The following is an 18,797-nucleotide window of genomic DNA, read 5'->3' as shown; positions in this document are numbered from 1 at the left end:
TTGGGAGGAATTTTGTACTTATCCTTTCAAAAGGCTTCTGGATCGGTAAGAATGAGCTATTTTTGCAGGGCTAATGCTGCCCATAGGTAGCACAAAAGATACAAACGACACCAATAGGCAACTGATGAAAGTTCACCACGAAGGGAGAGGAATCCTGATTAGTTTCTTTCTTATATTCTTAGTTATAGACGTTCTCGCATTCCTGACTTCTCCTTATATTGCCATTCCTATTTTCTTACTAGTAAGCACTCTTACTCTTATGGGTTTGGCGTTTAATTTCTTCCGGAGTCCCAATCGGCATAATGAGGGCGAAGGGCAAGAAGATATTATTGTAGCTCCTGCCGATGGTAAGCTCGTGACTATAGAAGAGGTGTATGAGGGAGAGATTTTGCAGGCACAGTGCCTCAAGGTTTCTATTTTTATGTCTATCTATGACGTTCATGCCAATTGGTTTGCATGCAATGGTGTTGTGCGTCACGTAAGCCATACGGAAGGGAATTTCTACAAGGCTTTCCTACCAAAGAGTAGTACCGAAAACGAGCGGAGTGCTGTGGTAATAGAGACCCCTCAGGGGCATCGTGTGCTGGAGCGCCAAATTGCGGGGGCTGTTGCACGACGTATCGTTACCTATCCACAAGTGGGAGAGGAAGGTACTATTAACGACTTTGTGGGCTTTATTAAGTTTGGTTCGCGCATTGATCTCTATCTCCCTCTTGGCACAGAGATATTTATAGCACCGGAGACAAAAGTAAAAGGAAATACTACCGTTATTGGTAAACTGCCCTCTCTATAATGATGAAGAGCATTCGCTACTATATCCCCAATTGCATTACTCTTGCTAATCTTATAGCAGGTTGCCTTGCCATTTATCAGGTCTTGGTCAATGGGGATAGCAATGCCGCCGCTTGGTGCATTGTGGCAGCCGGTGTTTTCGATCTGTTCGATGGCTTGGTGGCTCGTCTGCTCCATGCTCAGAGTGCTATTGGTGCAGATCTCGACTCTTTGAGCGATGTGGTTAGCTTTGGTGTCGCTCCGGCATTTCTTCTTTTTTCCTATTTGGGAAAGGAAACTCCCTCTATATGGGCGGCGCTTCCGGCTTTTCTGATTGCCGCATTCTCGGCTTTGCGTTTGGCTAAGTTCAATAATGACACGAGGCAAACTAGCTCCTTTTTGGGGCTGCCGGTACCAGCCAATGCGCTCTTGTGGATTGGTATCGTGGCTACACTCTCCCTATTTCACCCCTCTACTCCGCTCCTATTGAGTATTGTGTATCCTTTGATATTGATAAGTTGTATCTACCTAGTGGCCGATATTCCTTTGCTTGCATTTAAGATACACTTTCCGCTAACGGAGAAAAAAGATCGCGTACTTCTGTCTATTGCACTGGTCTTGCTTGTTCTTGGCACACTGTTTGTATGTTTGTTGGGATGGGCAGGGTTGCTCCCTTTTGTCGTAAGCTACCTTGTCAGCTCAGCGCTCTATCGTCTTTTCTTTTAATTAATAACAAATAGTGTGGTCGTATGGGAACTTTTCTCGTAATCCTTCTTGCAGGTTTGCTCCTTTACTTCATTCTTGTTCCGAACGCCAAGTCGGTTTGGCTCCGTATTGTACTATTTCTTGTTTGCGGCATGTTGTGTAGCCCTTACATAGGGTCGGAAGGTGTGATCCCTTTTATTATAGGTTGCCTTGTCAGCTCTGGGTGTCATCGCTTTTTGTGGCGGTCTTATAACAAGTAGTGATCCGTTGGTAGTATGACTTTTTTCCTCATAATCCTCCTTATAGGGGTACTCTTTTACCTCTTCCGTATTCAGATCCTGAAATGGTTTTTGCGCCGTGCAGGGATGTATAATGCCTCCCAAGAAGCCTCTCGTTCTCAGAAGAGAAGAGGAGAGAGAGAGTCACGCCGCTCGCCTGGAGAAAAGGTGGATATCACGACCGTTGATAAGCGCAAATTTGACAAGGGGCAAGGGGAGTATGTAGACTTTACAGAAGAGAAAGATACGAATCCTGAGCAGTAGGATTACAAGCCCCTCTGCATAACAAATAATTTTCTGTCGTTGGATTAGCCCGCTCGTGGTCTAATCCCTATTCTCAACGCTCTACTTGAGGGCAATTTTTGTTGTTAAAGGTCGTAATATTCCATCCAACAGGATATCTGTTTGATGGAATTTGACTACTTTTGCAAAACTGAATTTGTAGCAACGACAGAGATTGTAGTCATGGCTAAATCGATAAAAATACGAAAGGGCCTCTCCTTGAATCTGAAAGGGAAAGCCCCGCTGGAGCATTTGAGTGCCCCTAAGCCAAGCAGTACCTATGGGTTGGTCCCCGATGACTATGTGGGTGTAACCCCAAAGCTTTTGGTACATGTAGGCGATAAGGTAGAGTGCGGTACGCCTCTTTTTTACGATAAAACTTTCCCCGAAATTAAGTTCACAAGCCCTGTAGCCGGCGAGGTTGTCGCTGTCAATCGAGGGGCAAAACGAAAGATTCTGAGCGTTGAAGTGCGTCCCTCAGGGGAGACGGCTTCTGTCTCTTTTGCTCCTTATAAAAAGGAGAATACCTCTCGTGAGGCTCTCCTTGATATGCTACTTGGCTCGGGAATGTGGGCATTTTTCAAACAACGCCCCTATGATAGGATTGCCAATCCTCGGGAGATGCCGAGAGACATCTTCGTAACGGCCAATTTGACCGCTCCCCTAGCTCCCTCTATGGAGTATCTACTAAAGGATAGAGAAGAGGACTTGCAAGTAGCCCTTTCTGCTCTACAGACGCTCACGGAGGGTTCTGTATATTTGGGCGTTCCTGCGAATTTCGCTTTTACAGCACCTCAAGGAGTGGGGGTTGTTTCCGTAGAGGGGCCTCACCCTGCAGGTAATGTGGGAGTTCTTATTAACCATATCCGCCCCCTCAATAAGGGAGAAGTTGTGTGGACCTTAAAGGCCACGGACTTGCTCGTTGTAGGGCGTTTCTTGCGCACGGGTAAGGTAGATTTCTCTCGTACGATAGTCATTGCTGGCTCCGATGCTGCGCAACGTGGTTATGTGACTATAACTCCGGGAGCAAGAGTACTAGATCTGTACGGCTCCGATCTCTGCGTCAAAAAAGAGCACGAACGGATTATCAATGGAGACGTCCTTACGGGAGTGCGTATCTCGGATGAGCGTCCATTTGCTTCACTCAACATTGATTTGATAAGCATTATCCCCGAAGGTGACGATTACGACGAAGCCTTTGGTTGGATCGCTCCTCGCTTTAAGCAGTTTAGCGCTAACCGTAGCTACTTCTCGTGGTTGCTTGGGAAGAAGCGAGAATATGCCTTCGATGCACGCATCAAGGGCGGCGAGAGGGCTATGATTATGAGCCATGAATACGATCGCGTTTTCCCCATGGATATTTTCCCCGAGCATCTGATCAAAGCCACTATTGCCTATGATATCGACAAAATGGAGGCTTTGGGGATTTACGAAGTGGCGCCCGAGGATTTTGCGTTGTGCGAATTTGTCTGCTCTTCGAAGATGGAATTGCAGTACATCATACGCAACGGGCTCGACCTCCTCTACAAAGAAATGAACTAACCCTTCTCTATAGATATGAAAGGATTCTTTGATAAATATCGTGCGACTTTCTCCGAAGGGGGTAAGTTGCATGCCTTCCATTCGCTTTTTGAGGGGATGGAAACGTTTATGTTTGTGCCTCACGATACCGCTCGTAGGGGGACCCACATTCACGACGCAATAGACTCGAAGCGAGTCATGAGTATGGTGATTCTCGCCTTAATACCCTCGCTGCTCTTTGGTATGTACAACGTGGGATACCAGCATTATCTCGCCATCGGGGAGCTTGCCACTCGCTCGTTTTGGGCGCTTTTTGGCTTTGGTTTCCTTGCGGTATTGCCTAAGCTCATCGTAGCTTATGTAGTGGGATTGGGGATTGAGTTTACTGTCGCTCAATGGAAAAAAGAGGAGATACAAGAAGGATTCCTAGTAACGGGATTCTTGATTCCCCTCATCGTTCCGGTAGATACCCCACTATGGATGATTGCCGTAGCAACGGCCATGTCTGTAATTTTTGCCAAGGAAGTCTTTGGTGGTACGGGATATAATATTTTCAATGTGGCGTTGATCACTCGTGCAATCCTCTTCTTTGCTTACCCAACCATGATGACGGGAGACAGCGTTTTTGTCCGTACCGGTGACAGCTTTGGAGTAGGAGCCGGTACTTTGGTGGATGGATACTCCGGAGCAACTCCCCTCGGGCAGATTGCTACCGCTGGAGAATCTCTCCCCGCGTTGCACAATATCGTAAACGAACCTCTCTCTTATCTTGATGCTTTCTTGGGCTTTATCCCGGGCTCTATTGGAGAGGTCTCTACTTTAGCCATCCTAATAGGGGCTGCATTGCTTATCTGGATGGGGATTGCAAGTTGGAAGATTATGCTCTCGGGCGTTGTAGGAGCTTCTCTCATGGCTCTGCTTTTCAACGCTATCGGCTCTACGGCAGCCATGCAAATGACTCCCCTCATGCACCTTTTGTATGGTGGCTTTGCCTTTGGGCTTGTTTTCATGGCAACGGACCCTGTAACCTCGGCACGTACTGAGACCGGCAAGTGGATCTATGGATTCTTTGTTGGGGTCATGTGCGTCTTTATCCGAGTACTCAACCCCGGGTATCCTGAGGGCATGATGCTTGCCATCCTACTCATGAATGTATTCGCTCCCCTTATCGACTACTTTGTGGTGAACGCGAATATCAAACGTCGTGCTCGCCGTCTAAAAAGGGCAAACTAATCAATCCGAGCTTTGTAATAGACAAGAAACTATGAATAGAGAGAGTAATACATACACTATAGTATACGCAGCCATTATGGTTGCTCTCGTAGCTGTTGCTCTTGCTTTCACCTCACAGGTACTCAAGGCACCCCAAGAAGAGAATATCAAGATAGACAAGATGGAGCAGATCCTCCGCTCCGTACATCAGGTTGCCCCCAGTAAAAAAGAGGTGACCAAGCTCTACAAAACCATCATCAAACAGGAGCTCCTCATTAATGCCAAGGGCGAAGTGCTTCGTACGTTTGAGGGCGAAGAGATTGCCAATAATGCCGCATTCAATCTAAATACTGCCAATCAATTTAAGTTGCTCGCAACCAATCCCGATGCCGAGCTTCCACTGTATGTCGCAGAAGTTGATGGGATGAAAAAATTCATTATCCCTCTCAATGGAGCCGGACTTTGGAATGTAATCTGGGGCTATATGGCTATTGATATGGACGGAACCACTGTCTTTGGCAGCGACTTTGGGCATGCCGGAGAAACTCCGGGGCTGGGTGCCGAAATAGCAACAGAGCACTTCTCCTCTCGCTTTATCGGCAAGCATATTGCCAACACAGAGGGGCAAGTGATAGGGATTGCCGTGGTGAAAAATGGTAAGTCGCCCGACGAACGTGAATTTGTAGATGGAGTAACCGGAGGTACGCTTACCAGCAATGGGGTTGATGCGATGCTCACGAGTTCGCTTAAACCCTACGAGAAATATCTTCAAGCCAACGCTACCAAATAAGGAAGAATAGAGATTATGGCAAACAAAAATAAAGAGGTTTTACTAGGGCCGCTCAGTAGCAACAATCCTGTACTTATCCAGGTGCTGGGTATTTGTTCGGCTCTTGCTGTTACGTCGCAGCTCAAGCCCGCTCTTGTAATGGGGCTCTCTGTAACGGCTGTATTGGCTTTTGCCAATGTTATTATTTCGTTGATTCGTAATACCATCCCCACACGTATTCGTATCATTGTGCAGCTTGTGGTGGTAGCAGCTCTTGTAACAATCGTAAATGAAGTACTCAAAGCCTACGTCTACGACATCAGCAAACAGCTTTCGGTGTACGTTGGTCTTATCATTACGAACTGCATCCTCATGGGACGCCTTGAGGCCTTCGCTCTCGGGCATAAACCCTGGGAATCGTTCCTCGATGGGGTAGGTAACGGAGTTGGATACGGTATGGTGCTACTCATTATTGGCTTTGTGCGTGAGCTATTGGGCAATGGAAGTATTTTCGGCTTCCGCGTTATCCCTCAATCTTTCTACGATGCAGGATATGCCAATTTTGGTCTTATGAATATGGCTCCCATGGCTCTTATCATACTTGCTTGTATCGTGTGGGTACAACGGAGTTACAATAAAAATCTACAAGAAGCGTAGAGAGAAGAGTAGGATAATTTATACTAGAAAGACTGATTATGAATTACGCAGTAGATCTCCTGAGCCTCTTCTTTCGCTCGGTATTTATCGATAATATGATCTTCGCTTTCTACCTCGGGATGTGTTCGTATCTCGCGGTATCGAAAAATGTGAAGACGGCATTGGGCTTGGGTATTGCAGTGACATTCGTGCTTACCTGTACCCTCCCGATCAACTATTTACTAGAAAACTACATCTTCAAAGAGGGTGCACTCACGTGGCTTAGTCCCTCTTTTGCTACAGTAGACCTTAGCTTCCTTTCCTTCATCCTTTTCATTGCAGTCATTGCCTCCTTTACCCAATTGGTGGAGATGGTAGTGGAGCGTTATGCACCCTCTTTGTACGCATCACTCGGGATTTTCTTGCCTCTCATTGCTGTGAATTGTGCCATCTTGGGAGGTTCTCTCTTCATGCAACAACGTGAATTTGTAGACCTAGGGCAAGCAACTGTCTACGGCTTTGGTTCGGGTATTGGTTGGCTCGTGGCAATCCTCGGGATGGCTGCAATCCGAGAAAAATTGCAATTCTCCAATATCCCGAAGCCGCTGAGAGGCTTTGGTATAGCCCTCATTGTTACGGGGCTAATGGGGATGGCTTTCGTTTGCTTCTCGGGGGTTAAACTTTAAGAGGCAACCCGGAGAGTTCGTAGAAGACTAAGTAATAAAAAGGAATACACGATATGGCGATTAATTCTATCGTAATCATTGCGAGCGTAGTTATATTCCTCGTAATCACCCTTATATTGGTCATTGCCCTACTTGTTGCTAAGAGCAAACTTGTTCCCTCGGGCAATGCAACCATCACAGTAAATGACGAGCGTAAACTCGAAGTCCCCATAGGAGGCACCCTGCTTAATACGCTACAAAACAACGGTATTTACCTCTCCTCTGCTTGTGGTGGAAGTGGTAGCTGTGGACAATGTCGCTGCCGAGTGGTAGAGGGCGGGGGCGAAATCCTTCCTACCGAGAAGGGATTCTTTAGCCGCAAGGAGCAGAAAGCGCATTGGCGTTTGGGCTGCCAAACGAAGGTGAAAGAGGATCTCAAGATCATCGTTCCTGAGTCTGTATTTGGAGTGAAAGAGTGGGAATGCGAGGTTGTTAGCAACCGCAATGTATCCACCTTCATTAAAGAGTTTGTTGTAAAACTGCCCGAAGGCGAAGTGATGAACTTCAAGAGCGGGAGCTATGCACAGATCAAAATCCCCAAATACAATATCTCTTATTCCGACTACGATATATGCGATAAAGAGGGGAATGATCGCTTCCGCAAAGACTGGGAGCGTATGGCAAAAGTGGGGCTCTTTGGCTTGAAGGCTGTAAATACAGAAGAGACAATTCGTGCCTACTCAATGGCGAATTATCCTGCTGAGGGGAACATCATTACCCTCAACGTCCGTATTGCCACTCCGCCTATCGACCGAGCTACGGGCACTTGGAAGGCAGGTGTTATGCCGGGTATTTCTTCTTCCTATATCTTCTCTCTCAAGCCTGGAGATAAGGTGACGATGAGTGGTCCCTATGGAGACTTCCATATTCATGAAGATAGCGATGCCGAGATGCTTTATATCGGCGGTGGGGCAGGTATGGCTCCCCTTCGTGCTCAGCTCTTGCACCTTTTCAATACGGTAAAGACGGGGCGTAAGGTCTCTTATTGGTACGGAGCACGCTCTAAGAGTGAAATTTTCTACGAAGAGGACTTCCGCGAGATAGAAAAGAACTTCCCCAACTTCCGCTTCGTTATCGCCCTGAGTGACCCTCAACCCGAAGATAATTGGACGGGAGCTACCGGATTTATCCATCAGGTTATATACGATATGTACCTCAAAGATCATGAGGCTCCGGAAGATATCGAGTACTATATGTGCGGACCGGGCCCCATGTCCAATGCTGTCAATAAGATGCTCGAAGACTTGGGCGTGCCTCGTGAGCAGGTCAACTTCGACGACTTTGGCGGCTGACCTCGGAGGAAATATCAGAAGCGAAATGTACAAGGAGCTTCTCTAGCGAATATCAAGGCACTACCCAAAAGGAGAGATGGCCGAGAGCTTTGCTAGAGAGGCTCTTTTTGTAGAAGAAAGATTCCTTAGATACGATGGATGCAACCCGACATGAGGGGCTGGATGCCCTCCGCGCTCTTGCTGCCTTTTTTGTGATTGGCATTCATACGTCGGGGCAGTACCTCGCTCCGGAGCATTGGCAGAGTAGTAACGGATATGTTGCAGCTTTGGTGCAGGGCTTCGTGCAGATAGGGGTGCCCCTCTTTTTTATGCTAAGTGGAGCCTTTCTTCTCGCTCAACCCATTGAGAAACCCTCTACATTCTATCGCAAACGTTTACCCCGACTTCTCATCCCCCTCGCTGTTTGGCTTCCTCTTTACTACCTCTATTTTTGGGTCAAAGGGGCTGATGTTGCGGAGTATGCCCTCCATCTTTTTTGGGCAAAAGGCTATTTTCATCTTTGGTTTCTACCCCCTCTTCTTGGGCTGTACCTTGTAACGCCTCTCCTTCGTCGGGTCATAGAGAGAGTATCACGCTCTAGGGATCTGACCCTTATCGCCGTGGGGCTTCTCCTTTTGGAGGTAATCGGTAGCTTTTTTCTCTTCGTATACCAAGTAGAGCTTCCTATTCCCATTCTATTTATCCCCTATCTTGGATACTACCTATTAGGGTATGTCTTGAAGGAACATGCGTTGGCAAAAAAGTCTCTTTGGGGCGTGCTTTATGGAGCGGGTACGCTGGCTATGATAAGCCTGCTCGTGCTATACCATGGCTCCTCTTGGGCGGAGTATGTGACGAGCAACCTATCACCCCTCGTAGCTATGGCTACCATTAGCCTTTTTGCGCTCTTCTCTTCTCGTCCTCACCTTGCCTATAATCCTAGGTTCCTAAGCTCCTTTTCAGCTCGTTCTTTGGGTGTTTATCTCATCCATATCGTGGTGTTGGATGTGGTTACAAAGCCCTTTCTTCTGTGGTTCCCTTGGATTATGGAGCAGGCTTTGCTTTCGATCCTTTTGCGCTGGAGCCTTACGGCGCTACTTTCTTTTATTGGGGTCTCGATCTTGTATAAAGTGCGCCCCCTACGCCCCTTCCTCTGAAAACACCACGCCGCTCCTAAATCCTTAAAATTCTCTCCCTGAAAAAGGGGGGAATGTCTGCTCTAAAAATTTTCCGTTCTTGCCCTAGATTCTACGAAAAACCACCCGAAAAACATTTCTTTTTTACCCTGTACCCTCCCCCAAAAAGTAGCGCAATATTTTTCTGTGTTTCGCACCTGTCTTTGTTTTTTGTGAGGTAAAGAATTTAGATTGATGGCGCAACGCTTTCAAAATTGTATCTTTGTCCTCGTGTATTTCGAAGCTTAGTTTGTAAACTCTAATGGATGTTCAACGCAACACATTAACCGAAGAATATAAGAGGGCGGTGCAGGAGGCTTCCAAGGTAGTCAAAGCCGGGGGGATTATTCTCTATCCCACCGATACTATTTGGGGGCTGGGGTGCGATGCCACCAACGAAGAGGCAGTACAACGTATTTTTACTCTCAAAGGACGTGCCGAGAGCAAGGCTATGTTGCTACTTATCGATAGCGATGCCAAGTTGCCGGGATTGGTGCGTGAGGTGCCTGATATTGCCTATCAATTGATTGATGCGGCGGTGTCTCCTCTGACTCTTATCTACCCGGGAGGACGCAATGTCGCCCCTTCGCTGATTGCTCCCGAGGGTACGTTGGGTATCCGTATCACGCACGAGGCTTTCTCGCGAGCTCTTTGTGCAGCTGTGCGAGTACCTTTGGTCTCTACGAGTGCGAACCTCTCGGGGCAACCTGCTCCCAAGATTTTTGCAGAGATCTCGGAGGAGATTAAATCCACTGTGGACTATGTCGTCCCCATCCGTCAAGACGAATGCGCGCCGGCGCGTCCTAGCGAAATTATATCCATAGGGTTGGGTGGCGAAGTAAAGATCCTGCGTTCATGAGTCGTATTCTATTGTATCGTCTAAGGTATATTCTCTCGGATAGTCTGGCCATGTTGCTGACTATCCTTCTGTTTAATATCTTGCGGTACAATGTAGAGGGGGTAACTTCTTCTTGGGGGAGCCTAGGTGCCTATCTCTTGAGTCCGCGCAATTTGCTTGTTAGCGGCTTGGTTTGGTTGGTGTGGATGGCTCTTTTTGCTCTCTCCGGATACTATAATAAACCCATCAATAAGAGTCGGCTTGACGAGTTGTGGGTTACGCTCTGCTCCGTGTTTGTGGGTAGTGTTGTCTCATTTTTATGTTGGGTGGTAGACGATATTGTACTCGATACCCGAGTTTATTTGGAGCTCTTTGTGGGGATATTCGTCCTCGCTTTCTTTTGGGTCTATTTGGGGCGGCTCTGTATTACCCTAGGGGGGATACGAAAGAGAGATAATCCCGAGCATTGGGAGCGCGTGTTGCTTGTGGGCACCGAAAAGGAGGTGGAGCATCTTGCTCAATGCACCAAAACTATGCGCTTTGTAGAGAGAGGGCGAGTGCTAATAGATGAGGAGGCTACACCCGAATGTGCCGATTTGGAGCAGCTATCCCACAAGATCGCTTCTATATTTTCTACCCTCTCCCCCACGGCTATTTACCTTACAGTCTCTCCCGAGTGGAAGCCTGTAGCTGGGCACCTTCTTTACTCAATGTATCGCTTCCATTTCCCTATCTATATAGAGGCAGAGAGTGTACCGCTCTCGCAGCCGCGCCCTAAACTGACCCATGCTGTACTTATGGGAGTACCCATGATTGAAGTGACGGAGACGAACATGAGCGAGCTGGCAAAGAACCTCAAGTACTGCTTCGATCGGGTGGCTGCACTCCTCGCTTTGGTTGTGCTTTCCCCCCTCTTTTTAGTGCTTTCTATCGCAGTTCGCCGCTCTTCGTCGGGGCCTGTTTTTTATCGGCAAGAGCGCATTGGCAAGCGAGGTAAACCATTCCTTATTTACAAATTTCGCACCATGTACACCAATACCGAGGGTGAAACCCCACAACTTTCGTTCGAAGGAGACCCTCGCGTTACCCCATTGGGGCGTTGGTTGCGACGCTATAGACTAGACGAATTGCCCCAGTTCTACAATGTATTGCGAGGCGATATGAGTTTTGTCGGTCCACGTCCGGAGCGGCAATACTACATCGATCAGCTCGTGGAGCATGCCCCCTACTACTACCTCTTGCACAACGTTTTGCCCGGGATTACCTCTTGGGGAATGGTGCGATATGGGTACGCTTCTACCCTCGAAGAGATGCTCGAGCGCTTACGCTACGATTGGCTTTACTACGAAAATATGTCGCTAAAGCTTGATCTTGTAGTGCTCTTTTATACGATACGTACGATACTAAACGGAGAAGGAAAATGACCTCATCGTCCACTACTACACAACCCGGTGCTCTCATGCGCTTTATCCTCTGGCGTGAGAAGCATATCAGTGAACGTGTATTTGTTTTAATACTCGCTTTTATCGTGGGACTGGCTACGGCGGTAGCTGCTTTTGTGCTCAAAGAATTGGTGCATACACTCCAGCACTTTGCCACTACGGCGGCACAGCGAAATCAATATCTCTATTTGGTGCTTCCTCCGGTAGGTATCTTTGCTACTGCCATGATCGTGCGTTATGTGGTGCGAGACGATATAAGCCATGGGGTTACCAAGATACTTATTGCTTTGTCTCAGCGCAAGAGCCGTATCAAACCGCATAATATGTGGTCTTCTGTTTTGTCTAGTGCCATTACCATTGGGATGGGGGGATCTGTGGGAGCGGAGTCTCCTATTGTGCTTACGGGGGCTGCCATTGGCTCTAATTTGGGGCGTTTCTTCAAGATGGAGCAGCGCAACCTGATGCTCCTTGTGGGGTGTGGTGCAGCCGGTGCTATTGCCGGTATTTTTAAGGCGCCTATCACGGGATTAGTTTTTGTCATAGAGGTGCTTTTGATGGATTTGACCCTTGTGAGTATTCTGCCCTTGCTTACCACCTCCGTTACATCAGCCTCTCTCGCCTATATCCTGACGGGGCGTCAGGCTATGTTTAGCTTCATGCAAAGCGAAGACTTTATCCTAGATCGCATCCCCTATACCCTCCTGTTGGGCATCCTTTGTGGCTTCGTGGCACTCTACTTCTCCCGCATTATGTTCTTTTTGGAGCGGCGGTTTAAGCGTATCCCTAAGTATGTCAATCGCTTCCTCCTCTCGGCGGTGATTTTGAGTGTTCTCATTGTACTTATGCCGCCACTCTATGGCGAGGGGTATAGTGTTATTGAGCACTTGCTGACCAATGATTACAGCAGCATCATGGAGGGCTCGCTCTTTGCCACATTGGGAGACTCGTATTGGTGGATTGTGCTTTTCCTCACCTTGGTGCTTCTCTTTAAGGTATTTGCCTCGGTGGCTACCAACTCAGGTGGAGGTTGTGGGGGGCTCTTTGCTCCTACGCTTTTTGTGGGAGGGCTTACGGGCTTTCTTTTCTCGCATACCCTCAATTACTTCCCCTTTATCCGAGTCTATCTGCCCGAGAAAAATTTTATCCTCATGGGGATGGCTGGAACCATGGCGGCCGTAATGCACGCCCCTCTTACAGGGGTATTCCTTATTGCCGAGCTTACGGGGGGGTATAATCTTTTCCTTCCGCTTATGTTGGTTGTGCTCAGTGCCTATTGTACCATCCGGGTATTTATGCGCCATAGTATCTACTCGTTGCGTCTTGCCGAAGAGGGTAAATTGCTCACGCACCAAAAGGACCAAGCTGTGCTTACTCTGATGAATCTGGATAGTGTTATCGAGACGGAGTTTAGCATCGTAGCCCCCGAGATGACGTTGGGCGATGTGGTACGAATCATTGGAGAGAGCCGACGCAATGTTTTCCCCGTAGTGGATGGGGACAAACGTTTGGTGGGGATAGTTCTTCTCGACAATATCCGCAATATTATGTTCCGCCCCGAGTTGTACGATCGCTTCCAGGTGGAAACGTTCATGGTTTCTCCTCCTGCCAAAATCTTGTCTACGATGTCTATGGAGGAGGCAATGCGCACATTCGACGATACCAAGGCATGGAATCTCCCTGTCGTAGATGCCGAGGGGCACTACCTCGGGTTTATCTCTAAATCGAAGATCTTTAATACATATCGAGAGGTACTCACAGACTTAAGTCAAGGAGATTGACCTCTCTAGATCCTTTTTGTCGCACTATATGGAACAGCAAGATATACGCATTCTCTTTTTGGGTACAGCCCCTTTTGCAGCGCGGCATCTCACCTTTTTGGTAGAGGCCGGTTACTCTGTGGTGGGGGTGGTGACTACTCCGGATCGCCCTGCAGGGCGAGGGCATAAGTTGCAGCCATCTCCCGTAAAGGTGGAGGCTCTGCGCCTAGGGCTCCCCATTTGGCAACCGGAGCGGCTCCGAGATGAGAGCTTTCTTGCAGAAATGCGTGCCTTACGACCCACTCTGGGGGTGGTTATTGCTTTTAGGATGCTGCCCGAGGAGTTATGGGCAATGCCCGACCTCGGGACGGTAAATATCCACGCATCGTTGCTCCCTCGCTGGCGTGGTGCAGCACCCATCAATCATGCCCTAATGGCAGGAGACAAGGAGACGGGCGTTTCTCTTTTCCGCCTTACCAAGGGCTTGGATGAGGGGCATATCTTGGGGCAACGCACTCTCTCCATTGACGAAAATACCCTGTTTGGCGATCTCTATGATACTCTGGCAGAAGAGGGCATTCTCCTGCTCGGGGAGTTTTTACAGGCGTGCCGAGAAGGCAACATCCCCGAAGGTATAGCTCAACCGAAGGATACCGAAGAGCCCTATGCCCACAAGTTGACAAAAGAGAATACACGAATTGATTGGAGCCGATCTGCCCGAGAAATTCATAACTTTGTGCGTGGTTTATCCCCTTTGCCTACGGCATGGACTACTCTTGTCTCCCCCGGTATTGGAGAGCCTTTGACGTACAAACTGTTTGTCACACGCGTCGTTTCCGAAGATCCTCTGCCTGTGGGTACAACGCCCGGCACCGTGTTGCCCTCTCCTCGTCGCTCTCTGCATGTTGCTACAGGAGGTGGCATCTTGGCAATAGAAGAGCTGCAAGCCCCTGCTAAAAAACGCTTGCCCATCGCAGACTTTCTCAATGGAGTACAGCTAGGAGAGGGGGCATTTTTTGAATAATTGAAGGACTAATCACACACCATACAGCCTATTTTAATATGAAAATTCGATCGATTATACTTTCCGTCTCTCTCTGCACTGTCGTGGGAGCTAGTTCGTTGCCCCTTTTGGCTCAGTTGAGTTTGGGAGGGATGCCTTCTAATATCTCCGCCTCTTCTGAGCTTCGCTCCGCCTCGTTTGGGGCTGAAAAGGTCGTTACATTACCAGCGCCCCCAAAGGGAGAGATTGAGCGACTTTTGGAGGAAGAGAGCCTTGGAGCTCCCCTTGTGCGCGCTACATTTAGGATGGGAATCCCACAGGAGGTTGACCTCTCCCCAAGTAATAGTGGCACCCTATCGTACGACAACGAAGGGCATTTGATTTGGGAATTGGCCATCCGAAGTGAGGGGGCAGCCTATCTTCAGCTCTTCTTCGATCGATATTCTCTAGAGGAGGGGAGCCGTCTCTTTGTACTCTCTCCCGAGAGAAATATAGTGCGTGGAGCATTTGGAGCCCACAACAATACGGAGTCTAACAGTCTTGCTATCGCCCCTGTGGCAGGAGAGCAGCTCATCGTTCGCTATGAGTCCCCAAAAGGCGATTACTCTCTCCCAAATCTGCATATCGGGAGCGTTTCTTATGGATTTCGCTCTCTGATGCATGAGACCGCAGGGGTTTATAAGCCGGGCGAACCCTGGTTTGTCGGAGGAATAGACTGTGCCCCCAATATCGTAACGCATCCTGAACTCGACAATGTGAGCCGTAGCCTCGTGCTGGTTGTTGCTCGGGGTAGTGTTGTCTTCTCCGGAGCTCTCATCAATAATACTGCCGAAAATGGAGAGGCGTACGTGCTTACAGCTTCACACTGTCTTAACGGATCGTTTAGTTATGCCAACAACCAAGCTTATCGCGAAAATACGGCGCGGCAGTGTGTTTTTTACTTCAACTTCCGAAGTCCGACGGGTAATGTGCTTACTCGCCCCAGCGAAGAACAGACCCTCTCGGGGGCTGAGATTGTAGCATGGGATGAGGATCACGACCTTTGTCTCTTGCGCATTACGGGCGTGGAAAAAGAGGACGCGAATTCTGTAGGCAGGGTACCGGCTTCTTACCGTCCCTACTTTGCAGGGTGGAATGCAGGGGAGCATAATCCTCCCTATACGGCAATTCACCATCCTCAAGCCTCCACGGCTCGTTACACTCGCTGCGACAGCAAAATCCCTATTGTGGACTACGACGTAAAGAATAAGGTGTGGACTAATGCACACTACCACATCGATAAGTGGGCGGTGGGTACCACGGCCGGAGGTTCTTCGGGCTCTCCCCTCTTAGATCCGGAAGGGCGCATTATCGGAGGATTGACAGGAGGAAGCTCCTATTGTAATACCCCCTTTAATGACTATTATTTTGCTATCTCTCGTTGTTGGGAGGGTGCCAATATGTCAGATGCAACAAGGCTGCAACCATGGCTCGACCCTAAGTCTACAGGCAAGCGCAATTTGGGTGGACTTGATCCCTATGCTCCCCTTAATCCGCAACGTCTGTCGCACAATCTCTACTCGCTCCGGCGCGACTCTATTGAACGTACGGCAGAGTATGTCACCCGTATTTCCGGGGTGCGTACCTTTTATCATCTCTCGGATAGCTCTCGTGTATTGGGGCTTAAAATTGTGGCAACTACGGGCGGAACTTTCCCCTCCGGGGATATAACCCTCTATAGTGGTGATGCAAAAGGACCCAAAGAGGAGCTTTATACAACAAAGCTCCGTCACCCTAACTACACGCATTTAGGGGGTAAGGCTCCTCGTACGCTCGGAGGAGATATGGAGTTTTTTGTGCCCATCCCTCAGAATGTGACACTTACCAAAGATGCTTATTTGTACATCTCGGTAACAGGAGCAAAAGACAATTCTTCAACGCCTTTGCAGCTCCCCATTCTACGAAGCAAGCAGCTCCCACGCTCGGGTAACTCTACACAAATCCTTCCCCTTGGGGCTAGTTTGTGGCAAGAGTCGAATAGCGGGAATCTACCCTCAGACCTGCAATATACCGGATCGTTTTGGATCGATGCTATCGTTCAGCCCATTCAGAATGGGAATTCCAAGGAAGAAGACCCTGCAAAAGAGCGTCCTTTCGTTGTCCTACTCGATAATACGATGCGGATTGTTCTTCCTAAGGGGGGCTCCGGCAAAACCGCTGTTGTTTCTCTTTATACCATATTGGGAGAACGCCTCTGCCGTGTGACTACCTCGCAAAGCGTTACCGATGTTTCTCTCCCTCGGCTGGATTCGAATAAATGGGTACTTTGGTCGATTGAGTACAACGGAAAGGTATATAGGAATTTAACCCAGACTTTCTAAGACTAGAGGGGGAGCGTGTAAATATCAAAGAAGCCCACTATAATGGGGCATCGCGGTATCTATGTGTACAAAGAAAGATTGGGAATTGGAGGTTTGTGCCTCGCAGTATTACGATGCTCTTGCCGCAGAAGAGGGCGGAGCGCAGCGTATTGAGCTTTGTTCTGCTCTCTCTCTGGGCGGGCTTACTCCCTCTTTGGGGCTCTTGCGTCAGCTCCGTGCAAAGCTCAGTATCGCCATCTTCCCTCTTATTCGTCTGCGCGCAGGAGACTTTTGTTATACCCCGGAAGAGGTGGCAGTAATGGCAGAAGATATACGTTTGATGCGCCTAGAAGGTTCCGATGGATTTGTCTTTGGATGCCTTACCTCCGGGGGGGATTACGATACGGAAGCGAATGCAAAACTTCTAGAGGCTGCGGGGGGATTACCCTGTACTTTTCATCGCGCCTTTGATGTTGCCCCTCGGCGTGCCGCGTTGCTCTCTTCTATCATGGAGGCTGGGTTTGTTCGCCTTCTTACCTCGGGAGGAGCCGCTACAGCTCTTGAGGGGGCTGAGGAGCTACACGATCTTGTATCGCAGGCCAAGGATCGTATTAAGATCCAGTGTGGTAGTGGGGTGATGGCGGATAATATCCTCTCTTTGGCACAAAAGACGGGGGCCCGTTGCTTTCATGGTTCTTTCCGTCGCCCTCTTGCGGATGGTTCTCTAGCGACAAGTGCAGAGGAAGTGACACGTGCCAGGGAGCAACTTCTCCTCTTGTAGAGAAGTTACCCTTTCCCTTTTTGTTTTTCTTTTTAGTGATAGGTGAGGGTGAAAAGACGCTCGGGGGCGAAAAGCTCCTGCGCTGTGCATTGGAGTTGCTCCGCCGTGATGGCTTGTATTCGTCGCTCAATAACGTCTAGAGCATCGTACTTACCATAGAACAAAACACTCTTACCCATAGAGAGAAAGGCGTTCTCACGAGCATCGCCCGAGATGGCAAGTTGTCCCATAAGTTGCCGCTTGGCATTGGCAAGTTCGTCTGCTTCTAGAGGGATAGAAGAGAGTTTCATGAGTTCGTCTAACACCTTTTGAGTCGCTTCTTTGGCGTCTCGATGGGCGCATCCAAAGTAGATTGAGAAAAGCCCACCGCCTGAGAATATCGTGTAGTTACTATCCACGGAGTAGACCAGCCCGGCCTCCTCTCGCAGACTTAGATTGAGCCGCGAGTTCATCCCCGGCCCTCCCAAAATGTTGTTGAGCAGCGTCAGCACGATGCGTCGCTCGTCGTACATGCTGTAGGCAAATCCCCCCATAAGTTGGTGTGTTTGGTAGGTGTCGAAACGATGCGTAACATGCCGTTTGTTGGGGAGTAGAGCAGAGGTGGGATCCCAAGAGAGGGAGGGGCGCTCTATTTTTGTGGGAGGGGTACCCCCGAAGTGGTAATTGCAGAAGTCGAAAATCCACGCAAGGTCGAATTGCCCCCGGAGGCAGAGGATCATATTGTCTGCCCTGTAGTGATGCTGGCGGAAGTCTCTAGCCGCTTTGCTTGTAATGCGTTCTACCGAGGCGGTTGACCCTAAAATATTATGCCCGAGGGCGGTACCATGGAATAGATGCTCTTCAAACTCATCGAAAATCATCTCGGCAGGAGAGTCGCGATAGCTATTAATCTCCTCGATAATTACCGTCTTCTCTTTTTTTAGTTCCTCCTCGGGGATATGGCTGTGTAGTACGATGTCTGTAAGTAGTTGCAGTGTACGTATGGCATACTTCTGCCCAAAGGCAGCGTAGAGGAAGGTCTCTTCCTTGGTCGTATAGGCGTTTAGGTCGGCGCCCACCACCTCCATACGATGTATAATTGACTTGGCTTTTCGCAGAGGGGTGCCCTTAAACAGCATGTGCTCTACGAGGTGCGCCATCCCATGATACCTATTGGGGTCTTGGGCTGCCCCTGTGTGTACGATGTAGCCGGCGTAGGATATAGCGCTAGGCTCGGGGTAGTAGGCAATACGAAGTCCCGAGGGGAGTTGATACACTTGATAGAGATCGGTTTCGACGAGGGGTTGTAGCAT

General features: G+C 48.9%; 17 protein-coding genes. 16 read left to right on the top strand and 1 reads right to left on the bottom strand.

What is annotated here, in order from left to right:
• Nucleotides 1-124 precede the first annotated feature (124 nt).
• The 16 genes from ACTTHR_RS04895 (at nt 125) to ACTTHR_RS04820 (ending at nt 17,505) form a co-directional block, all read left to right on the top strand.
• The gene (locus ACTTHR_RS04895) at nt 125-793 is read left to right on the top strand and encodes a phosphatidylserine decarboxylase family protein (protein ID WP_311140577.1); all 669 of its coding nucleotides are present in this window, start codon (nt 125-127) and stop codon (nt 791-793) included.
• A complete protein-coding gene (gene pssA, locus ACTTHR_RS04890; RefSeq protein ID WP_442605389.1) occupies nt 793-1,497 on the top strand; it encodes a CDP-diacylglycerol--serine O-phosphatidyltransferase in 705 nt (234 codons plus the stop codon). The genes ACTTHR_RS04895 and pssA overlap by 1 nt, the downstream gene beginning before the upstream one ends.
• A gap of 254 nt (nt 1,498-1,751) precedes the next feature.
• On the top strand, nt 1,752-2,018 hold the full coding sequence (locus ACTTHR_RS04885) for a hypothetical protein (RefSeq protein ID WP_442605388.1): 267 nt from the start codon (nt 1,752-1,754) through the stop codon (nt 2,016-2,018).
• A 201-nt stretch (nt 2,019-2,219) separates the two neighbouring features.
• Nucleotides 2,220-3,578, top strand: a complete 1,359-nt coding sequence (locus ACTTHR_RS04880) for a Na(+)-translocating NADH-quinone reductase subunit A (protein WP_442605387.1) — start codon at nt 2,220-2,222, stop codon at nt 3,576-3,578.
• 15 nt (nt 3,579-3,593) lie between these two features.
• Nucleotides 3,594-4,790 (top strand): NADH:ubiquinone reductase (Na(+)-transporting) subunit B, encoded by a 1,197-nt coding sequence (gene nqrB / locus ACTTHR_RS04875; protein ID WP_315075537.1) that lies wholly within the window; start codon nt 3,594-3,596, stop codon nt 4,788-4,790.
• Nucleotides 4,791-4,821: 31 nt separating this feature from the next.
• The gene (gene nqrC, locus ACTTHR_RS04870; protein ID WP_442605386.1) at nt 4,822-5,559 is read left to right on the top strand and encodes an NADH:ubiquinone reductase (Na(+)-transporting) subunit C; all 738 of its coding nucleotides are present in this window, start codon (nt 4,822-4,824) and stop codon (nt 5,557-5,559) included.
• A 15-nt stretch (nt 5,560-5,574) separates the two neighbouring features.
• Complete coding sequence (locus ACTTHR_RS04865; protein WP_004333846.1) at nt 5,575-6,195, top strand: NADH:ubiquinone reductase (Na(+)-transporting) subunit D; 621 nt, start codon at nt 5,575-5,577, stop codon at nt 6,193-6,195.
• Nucleotides 6,196-6,233: 38 nt separating this feature from the next.
• Nucleotides 6,234-6,860 (top strand): NADH:ubiquinone reductase (Na(+)-transporting) subunit E, encoded by a 627-nt coding sequence (gene nqrE, locus ACTTHR_RS04860; protein ID WP_004333542.1) that lies wholly within the window; start codon nt 6,234-6,236, stop codon nt 6,858-6,860.
• Between the two features lie 53 nt (nt 6,861-6,913).
• A complete protein-coding gene (gene nqrF, locus ACTTHR_RS04855) occupies nt 6,914-8,191 on the top strand; it encodes an NADH:ubiquinone reductase (Na(+)-transporting) subunit F (RefSeq protein ID WP_004333674.1) in 1,278 nt (425 codons plus the stop codon).
• Nucleotides 8,192-8,325: 134 nt separating this feature from the next.
• Nucleotides 8,326-9,327 carry an acyltransferase gene (locus ACTTHR_RS04850; RefSeq protein WP_442605385.1) on the top strand — a complete coding sequence of 334 codons (1,002 nt, stop codon included), beginning with the start codon at nt 8,326-8,328 and terminating at the stop codon, nt 9,325-9,327.
• A gap of 280 nt (nt 9,328-9,607) precedes the next feature.
• The gene (locus tag ACTTHR_RS04845; protein ID WP_442605384.1) at nt 9,608-10,204 is read left to right on the top strand and encodes an L-threonylcarbamoyladenylate synthase; all 597 of its coding nucleotides are present in this window, start codon (nt 9,608-9,610) and stop codon (nt 10,202-10,204) included.
• Nucleotides 10,201-11,607: a sugar transferase gene (locus tag ACTTHR_RS04840; RefSeq protein WP_442605383.1), complete on the top strand. Its 1,407-nt coding sequence runs from the start codon at nt 10,201-10,203 to the stop codon at nt 11,605-11,607. The genes ACTTHR_RS04845 and ACTTHR_RS04840 overlap by 4 nt, the downstream gene beginning before the upstream one ends.
• Nucleotides 11,604-13,403, top strand: coding sequence for a chloride channel protein (locus ACTTHR_RS04835; protein WP_442605382.1), 1,800 nt, complete (start codon nt 11,604-11,606; stop codon nt 13,401-13,403). The genes ACTTHR_RS04840 and ACTTHR_RS04835 overlap by 4 nt, the downstream gene beginning before the upstream one ends.
• Nucleotides 13,404-13,431: 28 nt before the next feature.
• Nucleotides 13,432-14,406, top strand: coding sequence for a methionyl-tRNA formyltransferase (gene fmt / locus ACTTHR_RS04830; protein WP_442605381.1), 975 nt, complete (start codon nt 13,432-13,434; stop codon nt 14,404-14,406).
• Nucleotides 14,407-14,444: 38 nt separating this feature from the next.
• Nucleotides 14,445-16,745 carry a S1 family peptidase gene (locus ACTTHR_RS04825; RefSeq protein WP_442605380.1) on the top strand — a complete coding sequence of 767 codons (2,301 nt, stop codon included), beginning with the start codon at nt 14,445-14,447 and terminating at the stop codon, nt 16,743-16,745.
• 61 nt (nt 16,746-16,806) lie between these two features.
• Nucleotides 16,807-17,505 carry a copper homeostasis protein CutC gene (locus ACTTHR_RS04820; RefSeq protein ID WP_442605379.1) on the top strand — a complete coding sequence of 233 codons (699 nt, stop codon included), beginning with the start codon at nt 16,807-16,809 and terminating at the stop codon, nt 17,503-17,505.
• A 32-nt stretch (nt 17,506-17,537) separates the two neighbouring features.
• Here ACTTHR_RS04820 and ACTTHR_RS04815 read toward each other — a convergent pair whose 3' ends face one another.
• Nucleotides 17,538-18,797: a M16 family metallopeptidase gene (locus ACTTHR_RS04815; protein WP_442605378.1), complete on the bottom strand. Its 1,260-nt coding sequence runs from the start codon at nt 18,795-18,797 to the stop codon at nt 17,538-17,540.

The organism is Porphyromonas endodontalis, from assembly GCF_052173515.1.
Lineage (GTDB): Bacteria > Bacteroidota > Bacteroidia > Bacteroidales > Porphyromonadaceae > Porphyromonas > Porphyromonas endodontalis_A.
The sequence above is the reverse complement of the archived record's forward strand: the minus strand, read 5'-3'. Positions and strand labels throughout refer to the sequence as shown.

What these genes read in the sequence shown, in the direction of transcription:
- ACTTHR_RS04895 (WP_311140577.1), top strand. Translation starts at nt 125, where the DNA reads ATGAAAGTTCACCACGAAGGGAGAGGAATCCTGATTAGTTTCTTTCTT.
- pssA (WP_442605389.1), top strand. Translation starts at nt 793, where the DNA reads ATGATGAAGAGCATTCGCTACTATATCCCCAATTGCATTACTCTTGCT.
- ACTTHR_RS04885 (WP_442605388.1), top strand. Translation starts at nt 1,752, where the DNA reads ATGACTTTTTTCCTCATAATCCTCCTTATAGGGGTACTCTTTTACCTC.
- ACTTHR_RS04880 (WP_442605387.1), top strand. Translation starts at nt 2,220, where the DNA reads ATGGCTAAATCGATAAAAATACGAAAGGGCCTCTCCTTGAATCTGAAA.
- nqrB (WP_315075537.1), top strand. Translation starts at nt 3,594, where the DNA reads ATGAAAGGATTCTTTGATAAATATCGTGCGACTTTCTCCGAAGGGGGT.
- nqrC (WP_442605386.1), top strand. Translation starts at nt 4,822, where the DNA reads ATGAATAGAGAGAGTAATACATACACTATAGTATACGCAGCCATTATG.
- ACTTHR_RS04865 (WP_004333846.1), top strand. Translation starts at nt 5,575, where the DNA reads ATGGCAAACAAAAATAAAGAGGTTTTACTAGGGCCGCTCAGTAGCAAC.
- nqrE (WP_004333542.1), top strand. Translation starts at nt 6,234, where the DNA reads ATGAATTACGCAGTAGATCTCCTGAGCCTCTTCTTTCGCTCGGTATTT.
- nqrF (WP_004333674.1), top strand. Translation starts at nt 6,914, where the DNA reads ATGGCGATTAATTCTATCGTAATCATTGCGAGCGTAGTTATATTCCTC.
- ACTTHR_RS04850 (WP_442605385.1), top strand. Translation starts at nt 8,326, where the DNA reads ATGGATGCAACCCGACATGAGGGGCTGGATGCCCTCCGCGCTCTTGCT.
- ACTTHR_RS04845 (WP_442605384.1), top strand. Translation starts at nt 9,608, where the DNA reads ATGGATGTTCAACGCAACACATTAACCGAAGAATATAAGAGGGCGGTG.
- ACTTHR_RS04840 (WP_442605383.1), top strand. Translation starts at nt 10,201, where the DNA reads ATGAGTCGTATTCTATTGTATCGTCTAAGGTATATTCTCTCGGATAGT.
- ACTTHR_RS04835 (WP_442605382.1), top strand. Translation starts at nt 11,604, where the DNA reads ATGACCTCATCGTCCACTACTACACAACCCGGTGCTCTCATGCGCTTT.
- fmt (WP_442605381.1), top strand. Translation starts at nt 13,432, where the DNA reads ATGGAACAGCAAGATATACGCATTCTCTTTTTGGGTACAGCCCCTTTT.
- ACTTHR_RS04825 (WP_442605380.1), top strand. Translation starts at nt 14,445, where the DNA reads ATGAAAATTCGATCGATTATACTTTCCGTCTCTCTCTGCACTGTCGTG.
- ACTTHR_RS04820 (WP_442605379.1), top strand. Translation starts at nt 16,807, where the DNA reads ATGTGTACAAAGAAAGATTGGGAATTGGAGGTTTGTGCCTCGCAGTAT.
- ACTTHR_RS04815 (WP_442605378.1), bottom strand. Translation starts at nt 18,797, where the DNA reads ATGCTACAACCCCTCGTCGAAACCGATCTCTATCAAGTGTATCAACTC.